The organism is Paenibacillus sp. FSL P2-0121 (assembly GCF_037975345.1).
GTDB classification, from domain to species: domain Bacteria; phylum Bacillota; class Bacilli; order Paenibacillales; family Paenibacillaceae; genus Paenibacillus_AQ; species Paenibacillus_AQ odorifer.
On sequence record NZ_CP150245.1, the window covers coordinates 3,545,916 to 3,567,167 of the forward strand.

General features: G+C 48.6%; 12 protein-coding genes. 9 read left to right on the plus strand and 3 right to left on the minus strand.

From position 1 onward, the window contains the following. Positions 1 to 792 precede the first annotated feature (792 nt). From MKY54_RS15770 to MKY54_RS15800, 7 genes are all read left to right on the plus strand, one after another. The gene (locus MKY54_RS15770; RefSeq protein ID WP_076280603.1) at positions 793 to 3,441 is read left to right on the plus strand and encodes a glycoside hydrolase family 2 TIM barrel-domain containing protein; all 2,649 of its coding nucleotides are present in this window, start codon (positions 793 to 795) and stop codon (positions 3,439 to 3,441) included. Beyond that, positions 3,434 to 5,539: a hypothetical protein gene (locus MKY54_RS15775; protein ID WP_339187003.1), complete on the plus strand. Its 2,106-nt coding sequence runs from the start codon at positions 3,434 to 3,436 to the stop codon at positions 5,537 to 5,539. Before MKY54_RS15770 ends, MKY54_RS15775 begins: the two co-directional genes overlap by 8 nt. 211 nt (positions 5,540 to 5,750) lie before the next feature. After that, a complete protein-coding gene (locus MKY54_RS15780; RefSeq protein WP_197740348.1) occupies positions 5,751 to 6,683 on the plus strand; it encodes a sugar ABC transporter permease in 933 nt (310 codons plus the stop codon). A gap of 5 nt (positions 6,684 to 6,688) precedes the next feature. Next, positions 6,689 to 7,573 carry a carbohydrate ABC transporter permease gene (locus tag MKY54_RS15785; RefSeq protein ID WP_051490964.1) on the plus strand — a complete coding sequence of 295 codons (885 nt, stop codon included), beginning with the start codon at positions 6,689 to 6,691 and terminating at the stop codon, positions 7,571 to 7,573. Between the two features lie 142 nt (positions 7,574 to 7,715). After that, the gene (locus tag MKY54_RS15790; RefSeq protein WP_081383668.1) at positions 7,716 to 9,146 is read left to right on the plus strand and encodes an extracellular solute-binding protein; all 1,431 of its coding nucleotides are present in this window, start codon (positions 7,716 to 7,718) and stop codon (positions 9,144 to 9,146) included. A gap of 101 nt (positions 9,147 to 9,247) precedes the next feature. Continuing rightward, complete coding sequence (locus MKY54_RS15795; protein ID WP_076280601.1) at positions 9,248 to 11,710, plus strand: family 78 glycoside hydrolase catalytic domain; 2,463 nt, start codon at positions 9,248 to 9,250, stop codon at positions 11,708 to 11,710. A 60-nt stretch (positions 11,711 to 11,770) separates the two neighbouring features. Next, a complete protein-coding gene (locus tag MKY54_RS15800; protein ID WP_076144076.1) occupies positions 11,771 to 12,811 on the plus strand; it encodes a hypothetical protein in 1,041 nt (346 codons plus the stop codon). Between the two features lie 355 nt (positions 12,812 to 13,166). On the opposite strand, the gene MKY54_RS15805 is transcribed toward MKY54_RS15800, so the two are convergent. Genes MKY54_RS15805 through MKY54_RS15815 form a run of 3 tightly spaced genes read right to left on the minus strand, consistent with a single transcriptional unit; the run spans position 13,167 to position 16,370 of the window. Beyond that, positions 13,167 to 14,945 carry a sensor histidine kinase gene (locus tag MKY54_RS15805; protein WP_081392434.1) on the minus strand — a complete coding sequence of 593 codons (1,779 nt, stop codon included), beginning with the start codon at positions 14,943 to 14,945 and terminating at the stop codon, positions 13,167 to 13,169. Beyond that, a complete protein-coding gene (locus tag MKY54_RS15810; protein ID WP_076218693.1) occupies positions 14,926 to 16,209 on the minus strand; it encodes a response regulator in 1,284 nt (427 codons plus the stop codon). The genes MKY54_RS15805 and MKY54_RS15810 overlap by 20 nt, the downstream gene beginning before the upstream one ends. 17 nt (positions 16,210 to 16,226) lie before the next feature. Beyond that, complete coding sequence (locus tag MKY54_RS15815; RefSeq protein WP_179088436.1) at positions 16,227 to 16,370, minus strand: hypothetical protein; 144 nt, start codon at positions 16,368 to 16,370, stop codon at positions 16,227 to 16,229. Positions 16,371 to 16,479: 109 nt separating this feature from the next. Between MKY54_RS15815 and MKY54_RS15820 the strand changes: the two genes are divergently transcribed. Both MKY54_RS15820 and MKY54_RS15825 read left to right on the plus strand, forming a co-directional pair. After that, positions 16,480 to 18,654 (plus strand): alpha-amylase family protein, encoded by a 2,175-nt coding sequence (locus tag MKY54_RS15820; RefSeq protein ID WP_076280599.1) that lies wholly within the window; start codon positions 16,480 to 16,482, stop codon positions 18,652 to 18,654. A 63-nt stretch (positions 18,655 to 18,717) separates the two neighbouring features. Then, positions 18,718 to 20,883 carry a GH92 family glycosyl hydrolase gene (locus MKY54_RS15825; protein WP_076306481.1) on the plus strand — a complete coding sequence of 722 codons (2,166 nt, stop codon included), beginning with the start codon at positions 18,718 to 18,720 and terminating at the stop codon, positions 20,881 to 20,883. The last annotated feature ends 369 nt before the right edge of the window (positions 20,884 to 21,252 follow it).

Genomic DNA, 21,252 nt, shown 5'->3' on the forward strand with positions numbered 1-21,252 from the left:
CACAGTTCAATGGCGCTATACTAAAAACTACTTTTTTATTGAATAAGACAGAAGGTTTCATCGTAAAAAACTCTAGAGCAGCGTTTCTCATAATAAAGAGAGATTCGCTGCTCTTAGTTTTTTGCTGCTTTTAGTTTATTGGTAGCCGCCAGCTTCAACAGTGTATCGTTATCTGAGTCTCTGAGGGTTTCGGACCCAGATGACACTATTTGCTAATTTTCAGCCTTTTGAACAACATTTCGGACTCCAGTGACGCTATTGCTTAAAAAGAGGTCCATATGAGTTGTATTTCATACAGATAGTGGCTATGGGGACCGTTAGCCCACCAAAAGTACAATAATACTGCTTTTAGCGTCATCTATGTCCGATAGGTGGTGCTACATTGTTGCAATAGTTCTTAAAACTTCTATCGAACAAAAAGTAAAGGAGTTCACCAAGCAGCCTTTCGCGGCTGAAGGGAACTCCTTTTTTCGCGTTCGACGTATTACACGTATTGGTAAAGCACGGGAGTCAGAGGCTCCGAAACAAAACAAGCCTTAAAAAGTCACCTCTATAGATGATTGCTGATAACCCTCACTCCAGCCTAGAGGGGTTGTTTGTGTTTATCAGCAACTGAGCAGTTTTACAAACGATTTCACAGGGTTGGAGACCTTTGAAAACATTAACCCGATGCTATCATTGGTAATGAAGCTACACACCTAAAGTTGTAAGCGCATTAACGAATGGCGCCAGAGCCGCTCATCGTCAGGAACAGCGCCAAATTTAGCAGGGTTTGGGGGAACGGGAGAAGACATGAATGAAATTCTATTGAACGATTTGAAGTGGGAAGTCAAAGGGTATTGGCCCTGGGTTCCGCTAAAGGGCACCAGTATGGAGCTGGGACAGGAATTGATGGGGGTTACGGACTGGATGCCTGCCACTGTGCCGGGTGGAGTTCACTATGATCTCTTCAGACAGGGCTGGATTACCAACCCTTATCAAGAGTTAAATAGCCTGAGTTGTGAATGGGTGGAGAACCGCTGGTGGGTTTACCGTACGACCTTGAAACAGCCTGAGCTGAGAGCAGCCAGAGTTGAACTGGTCTTTCAGGGACTGGACTATGAAGCCTCGGTATACGCTGATCATTTACTGCTGGGTGAACATAAAGGTATGTTCGAGCCGGCTGTATTTGATGTTACAGACCTGCTCTCCGGGCGGGAAAGCCTTGAAATTTCAGTGCTGTTGAAGCAGGCGCCAGATGAAATGGGGCAAATCGGCAAAACCTCGGCTACCTTCACGCAGAAGAGCCGTTTTAATTATAAATGGGATTTCTCTACCCGGTTGGTCAATGTCGGAATCTGGGATGATGTGGTATTGAGGGTACATCAACAGTGCTCTTGGGATGATGTGTCGATCACTACAGATGCGGAGTTTGGCGAGAACGATAGAAATCAGATCTCGTCTGGTCGAATCACCATTCAAGCAGGAATCAAGCGAATGGCTGGCTCTGAAGATGATGGGACACTGACAGCGAGCATCACCTGTACTGATCCGGAGGGGAATCTGCTGCTGGTTCAATCGCGACCAGTTCGAGCTGGAGAGCTTCTGAACGCGGAGCTGGAAATACCCGAACCTGAGCTATGGTACCCAAACGGTTATGGAAAGCAGCCACTGTACAATCTTGAACTAAAGCTACTGGATGAAGCTGGAACGGAATTGGATACCCAGAGCTTTCAAACGGGCATTCGCAAGCTCGATTATATCCACAATGTAGATAGTCCAGACAACGCCCTACCATATACAGTGGTGATTAACGGAAGCAAGATCTATATGAAAGGGGTAAATATGACCCCTCTGGACCATCTCTACGGGAATGTAACGGTTGAACAATATCAACTGATGATTCGTCTGATGAAAGCAGCTCATATTAATCTCGTTCGGGTATGGGGCGGTGGAATCATTGAGAAAAAGGCTTTTTACGACTTATGTGATGTAAACGGCATTATGGTCTGGCAGGAGTTCATTCAGTCCAGTTCAGGTATTGACAATATCCCTTCGAAGCAGCCGGAGTTTTTGGAGCTGCTTCACAAGACTGCCTGCACAGCGCTCTGTGACAAACGCAATCATGTATCGCTAACGGTATGGAGCGGCGGCAATGAATTAATGAGTGAGCCAAATAAGCCTTCCGACAGCAGCGATTCCAATCTGGCGATGTTGAAAGAACTGGTAGAACAGTATGATCCGCAGCGACTCTTCCTACCGACCTCAGCTTCCGGCCCGGTAGAATATATTACGGATGCAAAAGGTCAGGGGCATGATGTGCACGGTTACTGGAAGTATATGGGAAACCCTTATCACTACGAGTTATATGGCAGCAACGATAATCTGCTGCACAGCGAATTTGGGGTGGACGGTCTGAGTTCTCTCAAAAGTCTGGAGAAATTTCTGAGTGAGACCAACCGGCGACCGGTTTCTATGGAGAACAACGCGATATGGAGACATCACGGGGAGTGGTGGGATACGCTGAGCCGTGAAGAAGAAATGTTCGGCAGCATGACAGATTTGGAGCAGTTCTCTGCCTGCAGCCAGTGGATACAGGCGGAAGGAATCCGGTTCGTGCTGGAGGCTAACCGCCGCCGTAAGTTCCGAAACAGCGGCAGCATTGTCTGGCAATTCAACGAGCCGTGGCCGAATGTGTCCTGCACTAACCTTGTCGATTATTACGGTGAAACGAAGATGGCCTACCATTGGGTGAAATCTGCCTTCCGTCCGCTACATGTTTCGCTGGACTACCGCAGTCTACTGCTTACACCAAGCACCGGATTTCAGGGAGATGTATACGTGCATGGAGGAAATGGACACAGGGTAGAAGTCGACGCGGAAGTCTTCGATGCAGTCGGACGGTGCATCTATCAGCAATCATTTGAGGCAGAGGGAAACAAAGATCAGGCTGTCGGCGCTGGGGTGCTGAATTTCAACGTGCCAGAGCATGACGATGCTTTATATTTCGTCAGATTGTCCTACCAGGACGGCGATGAAGCACCACAGCAGAATTTATATGTATTCTCTACCAATAAAAAGCATCCATATGCTCCCGCGCTTGCACTTATAGGAGGCAATCTTGAGGTGCGTCAGGAGAGTTTATGGCAGCCGACGGGTCCTCAGGAGAAGAGCCAGCAGGCCCGTTTTACAGTCCGAAATACCGGTGGTGAAGTTTTGCTGCATGTACATGCAGAGGAAAGGGGAGACCGCTACTGGATGGAAGCGGATGAGCAGTTCCATACCCTCTTTCCGGGTGAGACCAAAACAGTAACGGTTACTTGCACTCCTAAACTCTCAGGAGGATTCCTGTCTGGGGAAAATTATAGGATCACAGATGGCTTGCCAGAAATTAGATTCATGTCGTTCCTAACAGCACAGAGCAGAATGATACAGGTTGGAGGAGAAAAAAATCGTGAGTAAAACATTGTGTTTTGTACCGGAGGCATATGTTCCGCTAAGTCGGTTTATTCAAGCCGAGGGATCTACACCTGTAGCTATACCTGTTAGCAGAGCAGTGGCTGATTACTTAAGGCTGCACAACGCTCCACTGCTGCTTGCTTGCTTGCGAGGCGGCGAAGTAGCTTATCAGAAAGCGAATTGGTCAACCCTCCATGAAGACATTGTTGAAGCTGAAGCAGCAGAAGAGATCTCCGAGAAAGAGGAGGGGGTATTTGTATTAGTCAGTCCTTTGCTGACCAATATGCTTCCTGTAGTGTCTCACTGGGATAATAGCGTTGCTGAGGGAAAAGGAGGCTTCCGTTATGGCGGAACAGATGGCATAGGGACATTGCGGATGGACGAAGCTGGGGAAAAGGTTGTTTCCGAGCATGCGCGGCTCTACAATAGCGACCCAGATAGCCCTTATGTATACAATACGGAAGATCATCAGCTTTTCGGAGGCAACGAGGGGAATAAGAATCTTAAAACTCCGCAATTCGAGCATTATATCGGTGACCGCTACAGTCTCTATGCTGTAGATGATCTAGTTGCAGTTTCCCTGAGCGACCGCATCCTTAAGACCTTCGGATTTCCGGTGGTTTTCCGCAATGCATCCACAGACAATGCTGCACTTTTAAGCAATGCGCCTGTATTTCAGCTCATCAGCGGCAGTCTGCTAGTTATAGAGAATGACCAGCATAGCCTTGCTTCCTATATTCTGCCGCCCTTCTGGAGTGCGGCAAATGTTAAGGGATATCCACTGTTGTTCAATGGTTATTATGATGCCAATGAGAATACCTTCAGCACGGTAGGTCCCTCATTTCTGGAAATCATCGGCAAGACTCTGGCCAGCACCGGCAAAGGCGTTGTCGGCATTCTGTGGAACGGAGGAGGATATATCGGCAGCCGTTCCTTGCAAGGCTCCATCTATGCTGGCATTGGGGCGGCAATTACCAGAGGTCAAGAAAGTTATGGCGGTGATGCAGAGCAGGTAGTGGCTGTAGGTGGTTCGCGCGGCGGCTTAACTGCGCTGCTGGCTGGAGGCAATCCGCTTTGCTTACCCTATCGGGTGCGCTACACACTGTGTTATGCACCGCCGTTGATTCTGAACGGGCTCACCCGTGAGTTTGCCGAAGGAGCGTGCCCACTGATCTGGCATGTGGCGGAAGTAGACACCGGTTACCGGGAAATCTGGAAGAAAGATTGGCAGCATCCACAGAACGGCAGCACGGGAATCGAGACTCTGCTACAGACTCTGACGGGAACTATTGACTCTGCAAGTCTAAAGGAAACGACCGGACTGGAATCCGAATTTTTTCTGGAGGGTCTTAAAGCGAGTGGCACAAAGCTGCTGATTAACCATGGCACGCATGATGCCTTTACCCTTAGCCGCTTCAGCTTTTCCTTCGCGGCTTTGGTTCGGAGTCGCGGGATACCGCTTCGCCATGAGATCGGATACCGCTTCGGCCATAACAACTGCACGGATCTTTACGAGCAAGCTACTCTATGTCTAATAGCTCTGCTACAGGAACAGGAGCTCGAATTCACGGGCACGGTGCATTATCGCAGACGCAGTCCGGCTGCGGGAGAGTGGGAGCAGACCGAACGTTTTGTCCCAACTCATCAACCCGTTTTTCTGGAAGCACCTAAGTTCGTAGCGGTGGGTAGCCCTGTGGCTTGGACTCTTTATGGAGAGCCGGGAATGGAATACCGCCTGGATCTGGGAATCCTAGATCAGCAGGCTTGGGAACAGAAGCAGCAGGTAGTTCGAAATGAGCGCATCACACTGGCGTCCGGTGTATTGCCGGACAAACAGCATCCGCTTGAACTCTGCTCGTGGCAGTATGGCGTAAGCCAGTTCACTGACGGACAACATGCGGGCTTTTATCTTTATGAGCTGTCATACAGGCTCAAGGGTGAGCAGAAGTGGAGCGTAGTTTCTCCCTCCCGTGTGCCACAGCCCGGCGTAGAGCCTCAGTCGGTGCTTCGTATTTTGGAGGAGCAGCCCAATCCGGCGAGCGAAGCGTTTCGGGCGGAAGCGGCCGTCCTCTGCATCAGCGCAGGGTTAAGTGAGGCCTAAACGATTCACCATAACATGAACATAAGCGGTGTGCGGCCATTCCGGTGCGTGCACTGCTTTTTTTTTGCCAACAAATAAGTAGCTTTACAAACGCTTTCGCAGGGTTACCGGATTTCGGCGCTCAGTAGGAAGCGCTATCATTTAGGTATAACAACTATACAACGCCTGACCGGATTAAAGCTTGATTCCGGGAGGAAGGAAGGACAGGAGCATGATTGGAAAAACCAGTGAACTAAATCCTTTAATGACAGAGAAAAAGAAAGGTTATCCTGTACGGCGTTTATTCAAAGATTGGTCATCCTGGATATTAATTGTACCCACACTGTTTGCCTTTTTCTTTTTTTCCTGGCAGCCGCTCGTGAAGGGCATTGTGCTCTCTTTTTTCAATACTGAGGGTTATAATGCCGTAAGCTTCGCCGGACTGCAGAATTACAAGGACGTTATACAGAACTCGGCGTTTCAACAGACATTGACCAACTCTTTTGTGTATGTGTTCTGGTCACTACTGATCGGTTTTGCCGTACCCATTATTGTCGCTGTCGTGATTAATGAATTGAGACATGGGAAGTCATTTTTTCGCTTTTCGGTCTTTTTTCCGAGTATGGTTCCCGGCATTGCCGCTTCGATGTTATGGATGTTTTTGTTTGAGCCCGGAAAGGGTGGCGTGCTGAATATTATGCTGAGTGCCATGGGATTTCCGGTGCAGCAATGGCTTCAGGATCCGCAAATGACGATAATGCTGATTATCTTCACGATTACCTGGCGAAATTTCGGGGGAACAGTGCTGCTTTATCTGGCAAGTCTACAGAGTATTAATCATGATCTGTACGAAGCAGCCTCGATTGACGGTGCGAATGTATGGCGGAGATTCAAAAGTATCACCATTCCGCAAATCTCTAGCATGATCGGACTGATGATGATTTTGCAGATCAGCGGTGTATTCCAGATCTTCAATGAACCCCTAGTAATGACTGAGGGTGGACCGAACAATGCCTCAATGACCTTGATGCTGCAAAGCTATTATTATGCGTTCCGGAGTTTTGAAGCAGGCCATTCAATGGCGCTCGGGGTTATTACTTTTCTAGTCCTGATGGTGCTTACCATTATTTATTTCCGGCTGGATAAGAAATTGAACAGGGAGTAGAAGCTATGAAAACTAAAGAAGCATATGGCATTATCGGCAATATAGAATACAGATCACCTTGGGTGCGCCTGCTGTATTGGTGCATGTTCATTCTGATGATTGTGCTGGCCGCTGTCTGTATTTTGCCTCCGGTCTGGATTATGGTCTCAAGTCTGAAGGACATCAAAGAGTTTTATGCAATCCCGCCCACCCTGATCCCCCGCTCGTTCAATGTTGGCAAGCTATGGGAGACCTGGCAGGAGTTTAACTTCCTCAGTTATTATCTGAATACGGCTTATCTGGCCGCAGGTTCTGTACTGTTCTGCCTTACTTTTAACGGACTGGCCGGATATTTCTTCTCCAAGCTAAAGCCGCGGGGCAGTGCCCTGCTGTTTGCACTGATCGTGTGGACCATGATGGTGCCGAATACAGTGGGCATGGTGCCGCTGTTTAAGAATCTGATTGATTTTCCGCTGTTGCACTTGAACCTGACCAATACTTACTGGCCGATGTGGTTTATGGCTGCTGTGAATCCGGTGGTAATTCTGATCTTCAAAAACTTTTTCGATACCATCCCACAAGCGCTGCTGGAAGCCGCCAAAATTGACGGAGCGAGCACAATCGGTATTTTTATTCGAGTCATTCTCCCGCTCAGCGGACCAGTTATGGCTACAATTACAATCCTTACGATGAACAGTGTCTGGCAGGACTTCTTCTGGCCCTTTATGGTGCTGAAGGATAAATCGACCTGGTCGGTCATTGTGGCTATTTACAATCTGAAGGCGACATTGCCGCAGGACATACAGTTTATTGCGTTGACTTTTGCGATTCTGCCGCCGATTATCCTGTTTATTTTTTTCCAAAAGTACATTATGAACGGGCAATCCTTCGGCGGCAGTATTAAAGGGTAACATCACCCGATCACAAACCATTTCACAGTTTTGCCCCGTAGGGTGCTGCAGAAGGTGCATGTTAAGATGATTTCAGATTCAAAAAGAAAGCGCTTTACATGTTGCGAAGAATGCTTTAACAATAAGACTAGGGGGAATTACATTGAAAAAAGGACACACCAAGAACCTGACAGCTACACTGGCACTTACGCTGCTTTTTTCTGCCGGACTGGCTGGCTGTGGAGGCGGCTCCAATGAGAAGAATGCCGGAGGAAAGACGGAGACAGCGGGCAATCAACAGGTGACGATCAAGGTCAGTAACTGGCCAAAGCCGAATGAGGAAGCCAAAATCGCCCAGTATGAGCAGGTCATGGCGAAGATGAAAGCCAATTATCCGGAAATTATTGTGGACAAAGATGAATGGGGTTATGATGTCAGCTCATTCCTGCCAAAAGCGGCCAGCGGCCAGCTTCCGACGGTATACGAAACCTTTTTTACAGAAACAAGCAAAATCATCAAGGCAAATTACGCGGCTGACATAACGGATACGATGAAAAAATATGGCTACGACAAGGCGATCAATCCAGATCTGCTGAAAATGGTTACCAAGGACGACAAGTATTATGGGATTCCGAAGGACGGATACGTCATCGGTATGCTCTACAATATGAATCTTTTCAAGGAGGCTGGACTGCTGGACGACAAGGGGATTCCTAAATTTCCTAAAACATATGAAGAGCTAGCAGAAACTGCGCAGATTATTAAACAAAAGACCGGTAAAGCCGGAATGTTCTTGCCTACAAAAAGTGGTCAAGGCGGTTGGATGTTCATGAACATTGCCTGGGCATACGGAGCAGAATTTGAAAAACAAGTGGACGGGAAATGGCAGGCGGTGTTCAATTCGCCGGAAGCAGCAGCGGCCCTGCAATATGTGAAGGACTTAAAATGGAAATATGATGTACTGCCCGACAACAATCTGGTCGATGTTACGAACGATATGTTCCGCTTGTTCGGAACCGATCAGGTCGCTATGAGCTTCGGCACGAATGACTGGTCACCGGTCATCCAGCAACAGACTAAGATGTCCAAGGACAATGTGGCAATGTCCGCGCTTCCAGTAGGACCAATCGGGAAACCTGTAACCCTGCTCGGTGGCGGCCTATATATGTTCTCGCCTAATGTAACACCTGAGCAGATTGATGCCGGATTCAAATGGCTAAAAACCTACGGATTTACACCAGAGTCCTCTGAAGAGGCACTGACCGGTTGGGATATTGAGAAGAAGACACTGAGCGATCAAGGGCTGATCGTAGGGCCTTACGGGCTGCGGATTTGGACTGATGAGAAACGGATTGGAGAAGAACAAAAGATTCTCGACAAATACAACAACGTCAATCTGGATTTGTTCCGTGATTATATGGACAATGGCAGCAAAGGCATGCGGGCGGAAGAACCAGTCAACGCACAGGAATTGTACCAAAAGCTGGATATCGTACTGCAAACCGTACTGACGGACAAGAACGCAGATCCGCAACAGATCTTGGATAGGGCTGCCGAAGAATTCCAACGTGATTATCTCGATAAGGTTAAATAAAACGCAGACCAACGGCGACGTCGTCCTTCTGAAGGGCGGCGATGCCGTTTCTGCGTAGATTGCCTTAACTACTTAAATGAGATAAAGGAGATATGCATAACATGGCAGCAAAAGAATGGGGAGACTGGGGAGCACGCTGGATCTGGCCGCAGGAGGAGCAAGGATCAGCGGATAGGGAACAGCAGCACGAGCGTGCGTACTTTCGCAGAGTGTTCGAACTGCCAGCTGGTATCGGAAAGACCTGCACCCTGGATTTGGCCATTACCGCAGACAGCCGCTACAGGCTGTTCGTCAATGGGCAGCGTTTATGGGCCGGTCCTTGTAAAGGACATGGTCATATACAGTATTATGAAGAATTCAGTCTGGACAATGTTCTACAACCAGGTTTAAATGTGCTTGCTGTTATGGTCGTTCATTATGCAGGGACTACGCCCTTTGAACTGGGCGAAGACGGACCTTTGTCCGTCTGGCGCTCGCAAAAAGGCGGGCTGCTTGTGGAAGCGGCAGTTACACAAGGAGGGCAGCTAGTACAGGAGCTAAATACGGATAGCTCATGGAAAAGTATTAAGGATCGCAGCTATAAGTTCCAGCAGTTTCCGATCATACGCTGGATGGGTGGACTGGAAGAAGTGGAGGGTGACGCAGCGCTGCTGGATTGGACACTGCCCGAATATGATGACAGTGCCTGGCTTGCTAGCGGAATTGTGCAACCGGTGCGGGATGAATATGGCCAATTAACCCCTTGGCAGCTGGCCCGGCGTCCGATTCCGCTGTTGTATGAGCGGGAGCAATTTTTTCTGAAGCTGATGCGTAGCAGTAGCGGGGAAGGGCATGCCTTTTTTGAGGAAGGGCATAGTCTGGAGCTGCGAAATGGAGATGGCGGCGCTTCACCCAACGCAGTACTGCCTTCCGCTGGAATAACAATAGAAGCAGGGCAACATTTTTGGTTGGAGTTGGATGCTGGCGAGCTAACCACAGGGTATTTGCAGCTTAGACTTCTTGGAGGCAAAGGTAGCCGGATTACCCTACTATGCGCTGAGTGTTATGAAGAAGAAACGGGGGATGATGAGATTCGCCGCAAAGCTGTCCGCGATAATACGAAGGAACATGTATTAAGAGGCGGTTACGACAGCTATCACCCGGCAGGTTACGGCATCTCTGCGCGGATGGAAATCTACGAACCGTTCTGGTTCCGTACCTTCCGCTATGTACGGCTGGAAGTGCAGGCTGGTGTCGAGCCTCTAACGATTTCCAGCTTTAGCTATAGGGAGACCGGATATCCACTGCAGCCGGAAGGAAACTTTCACTGCTCCGATGAACAATATAACCAACTATGGGAGCTCAGTGTACGAACACTTCAGCGCTGCATGCATGAGACCTACGAGGATACTCCGTATTATGAACAGCTGCAGTATACCATGGATACCAAACTGATGATGGAGTTTACGTACCTATTATCAGGGGACGACCGGTTAGCGCGGAGAGCTATGGAAGATTATAAGGCCTCTCAGCTACCAAACGGGATGCTGCAAAGTCGCTATCCCTCAGTGCTGCCGCAGGTCATTCCTTCCTTCTCCCTATATTGGATCGGAATGATTCATGACCACTACAGATCCTTCGGGGATATGGCCTTGGTGAATCAGTACCGGTTAGCGCTGTTATCTGTGCTGGACTGGTTCGATCAACATCTGACTCCGGAGGGTCTGGTGGACAGAACGCCCCGCCAATATTGGAATTACTTCGATTGGGTGGAGGAATGGCCGCTCGGCGCACCGGATTGTACGGATGATGCACCCGCAACCGTACTGAGCCTGATGTATGCGGCCGCGCTGGAGCAAGCGGCTGAATTGCTTGCAGCCAGCGGTTGGACACAGATTGCTGGTGAACTGCGTCAACGCAAAGCGGCGGTCAACGCTGCGGTAATGGATTGCTGCCGGCTAACGAACAGTCTGCTGTTCCGCGACAGTCCGGAGGCAACTGCGGGAACGCAGCATAGCCAGCACACGCAGGTCTGGGCGGTTTTAGCGGGCACAGTGGATGTTGTAGAAGGGGCGGCACTGCTGGAGTCAACGTTAACAGACACATCACTGGCTAAGCTTTCGTTGCCGATGAGCTACTATCTATTCCGCGCGCTAGAGAAATGCGGAATGTATGACCGCTCGTTCGGACTATGGACACGGTGGTTGAAGCAGTTGGAGCTTAATCTCACTACACTTCCAGAAATAGATTCAACCGGCACCAGAAGTGACTGCCACGCATGGAGCGCACTGCCGATCACTGAGTTCACCAGAGGGATATTGGGTGTCCAACAAGGAATAGAGGGAATAACTATAAAGCCCCACTATGGAGAACTGCGGCAGGCCAGCGGAACCGTAAATACAAGTATCGGCCCAATAAACATCAAATGGGAGATCCGTTCAGTAACAGGACAGGAGATCTTCCACATGAAAGCTTCCTGGCAAACTGGATCGGCAATTACAATAATTCTGCCTAATCATGAAGTGCATGAGACAGATGAGGGTTCCTTTTACAAGGAGATCGACATTAGTCACCTTAGCTGTTAGTCTGATTTCAGTTGATTTTGTTTTCATGATTCATACACCGGAGGGGGATGGGGAAGTCATATGTTCAGATCGTTCGGCCGCAATATCCGCCTAGTCCTGGTGTTGTTCATTACTGTCTATATTGTCGCTTCGAGCTTCATTCTGTACCGTACTATGGAGCATAGAAGCCTTGACATGCTGCGGCAGCTATCCGTTCAGTACACTGGCCAGCAGCATAAGAACACACTTCTGTTCATGAACTGGCTGGAGGAGACCTCGAAGCTTATATCCAACAACCAGGTGGTGCAGAATGCGCTGAAAAAACCAACATATGACGGGGCAATCTCTCCGATACTTGAGGGCATACGTTCTTCCAGTAGTGACATTCTCGGCATTTACATTTGGGGAGAAGCAGGGGGAACTTACTCCTCGAGCAATGTTTCCGGGTTGCTGCCCTTTGCAGAGATCAAAAAAGAACCAGGGATGGAACAATTTCTAAATAACCGAGAGCAGGCTTTGCGCTGGACGGTGCTGAACCGGGAGCATCTAATGAATGCACCTTCGGATCTGCGCGACCGTCTGTTGCTTGAAGTAAAAATTAAGGGTTCGATGGGAGACGTCCTCGGTCTGCTCTCGCTCGAAGTGGAGATTGACAAGCTTTACAGCTTCTACCTATCTGGCGAGAATACAATCTACGGGGAAAATGAAGTTTACCTACTGACCGGAAACGGGAAGCTATTGAGTGCTGCCGATGTCCCGAAGGAGCGACTGCAGGAGATCAAAGCAGCACTAGTTACTTCGGAAAAAGCTACCTTGGCTGAGCCAGTGACACAGGGTATCGATCAAAATAGTACAGGCAGAGGTGATGCAGATCTGCTGGAGCGGGAAACGGCTGACGGCCTGATTTTGCTCTATCCACTACCGGAATCGGCAGAGCGGATTGTCACCTATATCTCAGCAGATGGCATGAATGCAGAGCTGCGAACGTTTAAGTATTTAATGCTCGCCCTGAACATCGTAGTGTTCATAGTGTTCTGGCTGCTGATCTCAGTGCTTAGCGGCAGTATAGTTAATCCACTGAAGCAGTTGTACCTGAAGATTAATTCAACAATGAAAGACTAAGATAAGATGGAGTCTGAATCATGAAAATCGCTAACCGAAGTGTATTTCATACATCTAGCGTGGGCAATAAACGGATGAAGTAAGATATAGTTGTATTCAGTACACTTATAATTCGGAAAGTTAGTTGCTGCCAACAGAATTGGAACGTATAGATGTACCAAATACACTTAAACTTCTGCTCGCTGCAAAAAAGGGTGCTTTAGCTGTATTAAATACAACTAAAGCACCTATAATTCTCGAAAGTATCTTTAATTTTCCACTACTCAATCGTCTTTTTAAGCAAAGTAGAAGTCCCGCCTACCCACTCAAAAAGGATCGATTTCTTTGTTATGTCCGCATTTATAAACTAAATTCGCTAATTGGGCAGTTCCTTCTTCAAGTTGATCGTAACTGTGGTGCCTTGCCCCGGTGTGCTGGAGATACTTAAACCATATTGAGGACCATATTCCAGTTTAATTCGTTCGTCCACATTTCTTAGTCCATACCCGCTCTGAAACAACACATCTTCCTTGGCTTGGCTAAGCGTCGCACCGTTGGAAAATCCCACCCCGTCATCAGTCACTGTGAAGCGAATCTCATCTGCCACTAATTCGCCTTTAATCCAGATTCGGCCCATCCCGCGTTTCTCGCTGATGCCGTGTTTGATCGCATTCTCTGCAATAGGCTGAAGAATCAGCTTCAGAATGCGAACCTTGCGCAGCGATTCCTCAATCTCGTATTCAATCTCGAACTTATCCGGAAACCTCATTTGCTCAACTGTCACAAAACTCTGCACCAAGCGGATTTCTTCGTCCACGGTCACGAACTTGTCGCCTTTATGCAGGCTGATTCGAAAAAAGGTAGCTAATGAAGAAATCAGTCGTTCTATATCGGGCTGCTTCTTCAGTCGGGCAATCCAGGCAATTGCATCCAGTGTGTTGTAGAGAAAATGGGGATTGATCTGTGATTGAAGTGCGGTCAGCTCAGCTTTCCGTTGCTTTTCTTTCTCCTCATCTTTCTCCAGCATTAATTGGCTGATCCGCTCCACCATCTGATAGTAGCTGTTCTCAAGCTGAAAAATCTCATCAACCTGACCGCGCTGTTCATAAACAGCGGCCAGATCTTTTTTGCCAAACAGGCTCAGCTTCTTCTTCAAGTTCAGCAGTGGACGGGTGATTTTGGCTGCCAGAAAGAAGGAAAAAATCAGTAGCACAATAAAGGTAACGCTGGCGAACAGAAGCGCATTTTGATTGCCTTTGGCGATTCCCGAGAGCAGTTTGTGATTGGAAATCACACTGGTGAATTCCCAGCTGACCCCAAGTGTCTCCAACCGGGGATTCAAAGGATAAGTAGCAATGATGTAGGAATTTTCGTTATCTGACCAGGTACGATAGCCTTCTTTTTTACCTGGGCGAAGAGGGGCGTTTTCCTCCAAAAAATTGCCCAAGAGCCGTTTGTCGGGGTGAGAAATAATCCGATTGTCGGAAGTCAGGAAGGAGTAGCCGATGCCAGTGAAGCTGGAGGAATACAGGTCCGCCAAAGCAGCCTCCCTGACATAAATGATCACGACCCCGATATTTTGTCCAGTATTGAAATTGCGGAACTGCTGGCCGAATGGAATATACGCATTGCCTTCTCCATCCCGTTTGATCTCACCGACAACAGGCATGCTGCTCTCCTGAATTCGTTTGATGAACAGGGCTTCAGGCACCTCCAACATCTGCTCCTTAGACTGGTAAGAATAAAGCATATTATCGTTGGTGCTGATAATCACGTTACCCACCAGGTCGTTTTGGGCCAGCATACCGTCGATAATAGCTCCGATTCGCGATTCCTTATCAGCTGACGGCAGGGAATCATTATTGATGATTTGGTAGATATCACTGTTCACCAGAAACCGCAGAAACAACATTTGAATGTCATCGACCATGAGCTCCACGCTAAGCCCAATTTGGCGCTGAGTCTGAACGACATGGCGGTACAGATCCTTTTGCAGGTAGGTATAGGAATAAAAATTGAAAATAACGAGCATCAGCACCAGATGCAGAGACAGTCCTGCTAACAGAACAACAACAATCCGGCTTTTGATCTTGAACCGCCTCATCCAGGAATCCATCCGGTTGGCTAGTCTCCGCTTACCCATAGGTTTTTGCATATTCGCTCGGCGGGATGCCCGTCATTTTTTTGAAGATCTGGCTAAAGTATTTGGAGTCAGTGAAGCCGACCTGATTGCCAACCTCGTACACCCGATACTTCGGATTGCGCAGCATACGTTTGGCCTCCTCGATACGGTATTCCGTCAGACATTCGTAAAAGGTTTTGTTCAGATCTTTACGGAATAGATGCATCAAATGGGTTGGACTGACGAAGACCGCCGCAGCAACCATCTCAACGGTAATGTTTCCGGCATAGTGCTCCCGGATAAAAGCGAGTGCGTCCCTGATTTCACGCCGGCACCGAGCCCCAGCCTCTTCTTCAGCATACAGCACACGTTCAATGCCAGAAAGGGCACGCTGCGCAGCAAGTACAGCCTGCCGGTATGAATCTACGATCCCGTTCCATTCTCCCGCAGGTTTACCTATGCCGACGCTTAAGGCCTGGCCGAAGTGCTGTTGGCTCCATTCAGATAGTTGTTTGCCCAATTTTCGTGCAGAATCTCCGGCCAGCTCTGGTTCCCCGGTCCGAAGGATCATAACCCACTCCAGATGGCTGTCCCGGAATAGACACAGTTGCTCAAAAGAATGCGCTTCCAGAATAGTCGCCGCTGCATCCTCCAGCGCTTTGCCTACAGTATTTCCTTGAAGGCCGTTATCAGGAGGAAAGGTAATGGACAGCGGTAGGATAGCTTTTCCAGGTTCCAATTGCAGTTCCAGTAATTTTATCTTATTTGAAATAAACTCTTCGTCATGCAGTTGGTCATGCAGCAAATCCTGCCAGAACTGCTTGGAGATCGAGGCCAATTCCTCATTAAGCTGTGAATACCGCTTGGAGAGTTGCTTTTTGCCAAGGATTTCATCCCCGACGCTTCGAACTGTATTTGCAAGTTCTTCTATATTAATGGGCTTTAGCAAATAGGTGGAGGCGCCATAACGCAAAGCAGCCTGCGCATATTGAAATTCGTCATAACCGCTGAGCACGACAATCCCTACGAGCATGTCCTGTTCCCGTATTTTTTCGATGAGCTCAAGACCGTTCATATACGGCATACGAATATCGGTAATGATCACATCTGGACGGTGCACTAGGGCAAGCTCCAATCCTTCCTCGCCATTGCTGGCTTCTCCTATGATCTCGACGTTGTATTCTGCCCAGTCTATGGTCTGGGTGATGCCCATGCGGACCAGATATTCGTCATCCACTACAAGCGCTTTCAACATTGGCTTCACCTCGAAGTAGTTTCTAATATGTCTTACAGCCATTATAAACATGAAACCTCTTAAAGAGGAGGTATAATTTCTGAGGTTGTCAGGATCGCAAACGATTTCGCAGTATATTCCCCGGTGACTCTGCGCAGTGACTGCCACGTAGCGTAAGGATCAAACATTTCAACAGCTTCGCAAACCGTTTCATAGGATTCCATCCTAACTTTTGCAAAATCCACTGTGATAGACTTTAAGCGTAAAAGAGCAGTAAGCGCTTTTATAAACATAGAGAGATCGAAATTGAACGTTGTAGGAGGAGTACACTAGATGCAAGATTCATTTATTCCATTTGGGTTTCAATATTACCGTTCCCCGACCCCCTTCCGTGATCAATGGGAACAAGACCTAAGCAATATTGCCGGACAGGGCTTCAATTGTGTGAAATATTGGGTACAATGGCGCGCGAGTGTGTCCAAAGAAGGGACCTATCATTTCGATGATATTCAGGAGCTAATGGATATTGCGCAGAGGAATGGTTTGAAGGTCATTTTGAATGTAATTTTCGACGTGGCGCCGGCCTGGTTCTATAAAAAATATCCTGATTCCAAAATGGTTACAGCGGACGGTTCCATTCTGGAACCAAGGGCGATTAACTGCCGCCAGATCGGCGGAGCGCCGGGGCCCTGTTATCATCATCCAGCTGCCGCCGAAGAAAAGGCAAAGTTTCTGGCGGAGACGGTGAAGACTTTTAAGGATCATCCGGCGCTCTGGGTCTGGGATTTATGGAATGAGCCTGAACTAACCACAGGAATCAAGCGCAAGTTGTCTTTTGACAACCAGGTGTGTTATTGCGAGCAATCGCTGTGGGTGTTCCAAGAATGGCTGAAAAATAAATATGTTACTTTGGAAGCCCTCAATGAATCATGGCAGCGGACTTACGGGAGCTGGGAGGAAGTAGAGGCACCGCGTGGACAAGGCGTATTTAATGATCTGGTGGACTGGCGCCTATTCATGTCCGGTACTTTAACGGATGAGCTGCGGAGCCGGGTAGATATAGTGAAGTCACTGGATCTTTTGCATCCTGTTATGGCCCACACTGTGCCCGCCCCTATCTTTAATATGATTACAGCGGGTTCGGACGACTTCAAGCTGGCTGAGCCCTGTGACTTGACAGGCAATAGCCTTGGGTCCTCGGCCTGGTCTGCTGATCTACTGATCTCTGCCGCCAAAGGTAAACCCATTATCAATTCGGAGATTCATGCTTTGCCAGGCAATACTGCAATGAAGCCGCGTCAGCCGGAACTACGGGAAATGAAACGGCATATTCTGACCCCGCTCGCTCGTGGCATCACGGGATATTTGTTCTGGCAGTACAGACCAGAGATATTGGGACAGGAGGCCCCTGCATGGGGCAGTGTATATTTGGACGGAAGTCCAACCCCATGGTACAAGGATATGGCTCATCTAAATAAGCTGGTGCAAAACAATAAGCAAGAACTGATGCATGCAAAACGGCGCGGAGACGGGATTGCCATTCTGTTCAGTCCGCAGAACCAGGTTGCTAACTTTGCGGCACATGATCATCTGGACACCTACAACGATTCCTTACAAGGCGCCCATAAACTACTGCATGAGCTCAATTATAAAGTTGAATTTCTGCATGAGACGGATGTTAACGAGAAGACACTGGAGCAATACCACTGCTTGTGGATGCCTTATCCTCTATATTTGAACCGCAAACTGTGTGACATCCTACGCCAGTGGGTGGAAAAGGGCGGGATCTTGATTTCGGAATGCTCGTTCGGTGCACTTCAGGCAGAGAATGGCTGCCACAGCTATACGGTGCCCGGTTATGGATTTGACCAGGTGTTCGGGGTCCGTGAGACTTGGATTCATTCCGCTGAGAACCTGGATCACAGCTATCATCAGGTTGCGTTCGAATCACGGACAGCGATTCCGTTGCGGAATGTTATGGAGCACAGCAAGGCGGAGGAATCGGCAGCAGACGATACGGCGCACGGATCCTATTACAAATCGGATATCGAGCTGGAAAGCCATGTGAAGGTACTGGCTGAATTTGCCGAGGACCGCATGCCTGTGTTGACTACCGCCGCTTATGGCAACGGGCGTGCCGTATGGTTTGGTACCTTGCTTGCGGCTGCCTACTGGCAGGATGGACATCCCGGAACGCTTCAGCTGGTGCGGGATCTATTACAGAAGGAACTAAAGCTGCAGCCGTATGTACAAGCAAGCGGCGGTGTCCGCGCGGATCTCTCCGAGTGGGAAGGTGAGCAGGACCGAGGGGCATTTCTTTTTGTTCATAATGAAGGGGATATGGCGGTTAAGGCTGACGTTACGCTGGGTATTGTTTATACTTCTGTCGAACCGTGGTTTGATGATGGCAGCGCTGAAATTCAACCAATGAATCTATTGAAACCCACAACTACAAAACTGACTGTGCGGGTAGAAGCTGGAGATGTTCAAGTATTCCGATTATCTTAACCGGTATCAGTAAAGAACGGAGAATATAGAGCTGGTGAAAACTGGCTAAAGGAGTGTATCTATATGCGTTGGTTAGATTATGTTAATCCATTGCAGGGGACGGAGTCAGATTTCCGGTATTCACATGGCAATACGCTGCCACTTACAGCGCTGCCATTTGGTATGGCGGCTTGGTGCCCGCAAACCTATGAAGCAGGTGGAACCTGGTTCTTCCACCCGCGCCATCGCCACCTAGAGGGTATCCGGCTGACCCATCAGCCCAGCCCGTGGATCGGAGATTATGGGCATCTGACCCTGTTGCCACAGACAGGTCCACTGCTGCTCAGTCCCGGTTCACGTTCTTCTTCCTTCAAAACGGAAGAGATGCAAGTGTCCCCTCACTATTTCGATGTGTTTCTTCAACGTTACCGCACCCGGCTGGAGCTGACTCCAACCGAACGTTGTGCAGCGATAAGAATAACTTTCGCTGAGAGGCAGCAGAACAGGCTTATTATAGCACCTCTGAAAGGTGAGTCACATCTCACCTTCCAGCCGGATAAACGTAGAATCACCGGCTACACAAGAGGCCATACCGCCGGGGTGCCCGATAATTTCGCGATGTATTTCGTGTTCCAGTTCGATAGGGATTTTCACATGGAGGAGTCGGGAATCTTTAACGGAGATTATCAGCCACTGGAGACCCATGAAGGGACTGGCGAACGACTGGGCGCTTACGTAGGAATAGCTGCACCGGAATCTGGCATAGTGGGAGTGAAGTGCGGGACTTCCTTTATTAGCGGAGAGCAGGCGCTGCTTAATCTGAACCGAGAGATTGGGGAAGACAGCTTCGGAGAGATCTTGAATAGAGCAGAGGCAAGCTGGGAAGAACGGTTGGGGCGCATTGTTGCTGAAAGCGCAGATGAAGAGAACCTCCGCACCTTTTACAGCTGCATGTACCGAATCTGCCTGTTCCCGAGAACGTGGCATGAATATAACGAGCAGAACGAGAAAATCCATTACAGCCCTTTTAATGGCAGCATCTGCCAGGGTCCAATGTATTCGGATATCGGGCTGTGGGATGTATACCGAACCAGCCTTCCTTTATACAGTATCCTATTCCCATCTTTATTGGGTGAGATTATGCAGGCGTGGACATTGGCATACAAGGAGAGCGGCTGGCTGCCAAAGTGGCTGTCACCAGGGGAGCGCAGTGCCATGCCCGGCACACTGATTGATGCCGCAGCTGCGGATGCCGTGGTTAAAGGCATCGGCGGATTTGATACAGAGGTACTGTATGAAGGTCTTCTGAAGCATGCAGATCGTCCATCAGTGGACGAGAAGCTGGGCAGAAGGGGCCTTGAATTGTACTTGCAGCATGGTTATCTGCCGCATGACCGTTTCCATGAAAGTGTAAGCAACACGTTGGATTATGTATACGGAGATTTCTGTATTGCGCAGATGGCCAAAACACTTGGCAAAATGGATGATTATGAGCGTTTTATGGCTCGGGCACAGAATTATAAGCTGCTGTTTGATCCGACAGTTGGGTTTATGAGAGGTCGCAATGAGGACGGTACTTGGCAGGAAGCATTTGATCCTCTGGAGTGGGGTAATCCGTTTTGTGAAGGCGGGGCTTGGCAGGGGAGCTGGGCAGTGCCCCACGACTTCCCGGGACTAGCCGGGTTGATGGGTGGTGAAGAGGCTTTTGTCCAGCGTCTGGATCAGTTGATGACCGAGGAACCGGTATTTAAAGTGGGATCCTATGGTTTGGAAATACACGAAATGTCGGAAATGGCCTCCGCCGATCTGGGGCAGTTTGCCATCAGCAATCAGCCGAGCTTCCACATTCCTTATATATTTGCCAGACTGGGTGTGCTGTCCAAAACGCAATATTGGGTCCGCAAAACCATGGCCGAACTGTTCAGCAGCCAGATGGATGGTTTACCCGGCGACGAAGATAACGGCAGCATGGGTGCTTGGTTTATTTGGAGCGCCATCGGCCTGTACCCTTTAAGTCCCGGAATTCCTGAATATGTGCTCGGCAGCCCGCTTTTTGATAAGGTAACTATTCAGCTTGAAAATGGGCAGCAATGGATCATTGAAGCAGAGAACAACAGCCCCGCCAATGTGTACAGCAAATCGGTCCACTGGAACGGATCGCTATGGGAGCACCACTCTCTGTCACATGACGAGATTGTCAAAGGTGGAGTCTTGAATTTCTGTATGTTTTCGGGCGCATATCCGTCTTAAGAACAATGCAAGGCAGTCTGGAAAATTCCGGACTGCCTTTGTTTTTATTAGATGATTTTACAATCAAAAAAATTGAGGAACACACTGAATCAGTGATGATTGCAAATCGACTTTTCTATAAATCACTCCGATCCCGTAATTGCATGGATATCATGCTTGATATACAACAATTTGCTGCTCAATCCCGACAAACGCGCTGAATTCCTGCACATTGTACAACATTCCACGTTCGAATACGTAACTTCTCTATTCTCCGCAGCATTTTTTATGGGGCGAAAACTGGCCTTTACGGTCAAATCGTGAAATGGCAAACCATTTCGCAGCTTTCTCGCCTGTTATTTCAACGTAAACATGTCTAATATCGAAGAG

Coding starts and splice junctions, on each gene's coding strand:
- MKY54_RS15820 (WP_076280599.1), top strand. CDS start 16,480: ATGCAAGATTCATTTATTCCATTTGGGTTTCAATATTACCGTTCCCCG.
- MKY54_RS15780 (WP_197740348.1), top strand. CDS start 5,751: ATGATTGGAAAAACCAGTGAACTAAATCCTTTAATGACAGAGAAAAAG.
- MKY54_RS15785 (WP_051490964.1), top strand. CDS start 6,689: ATGAAAACTAAAGAAGCATATGGCATTATCGGCAATATAGAATACAGA.
- MKY54_RS15805 (WP_081392434.1), bottom strand. CDS start 14,945: ATGCAAAAACCTATGGGTAAGCGGAGACTAGCCAACCGGATGGATTCC.
- MKY54_RS15770 (WP_076280603.1), top strand. CDS start 793: ATGAATGAAATTCTATTGAACGATTTGAAGTGGGAAGTCAAAGGGTAT.
- MKY54_RS15825 (WP_076306481.1), top strand. CDS start 18,718: ATGCGTTGGTTAGATTATGTTAATCCATTGCAGGGGACGGAGTCAGAT.
- MKY54_RS15795 (WP_076280601.1), top strand. CDS start 9,248: ATGGCAGCAAAAGAATGGGGAGACTGGGGAGCACGCTGGATCTGGCCG.
- MKY54_RS15800 (WP_076144076.1), top strand. CDS start 11,771: ATGTTCAGATCGTTCGGCCGCAATATCCGCCTAGTCCTGGTGTTGTTC.
- MKY54_RS15810 (WP_076218693.1), bottom strand. CDS start 16,209: ATGGCTGTAAGACATATTAGAAACTACTTCGAGGTGAAGCCAATGTTG.
- MKY54_RS15815 (WP_179088436.1), bottom strand. CDS start 16,370: ATGGAATCCTATGAAACGGTTTGCGAAGCTGTTGAAATGTTTGATCCT.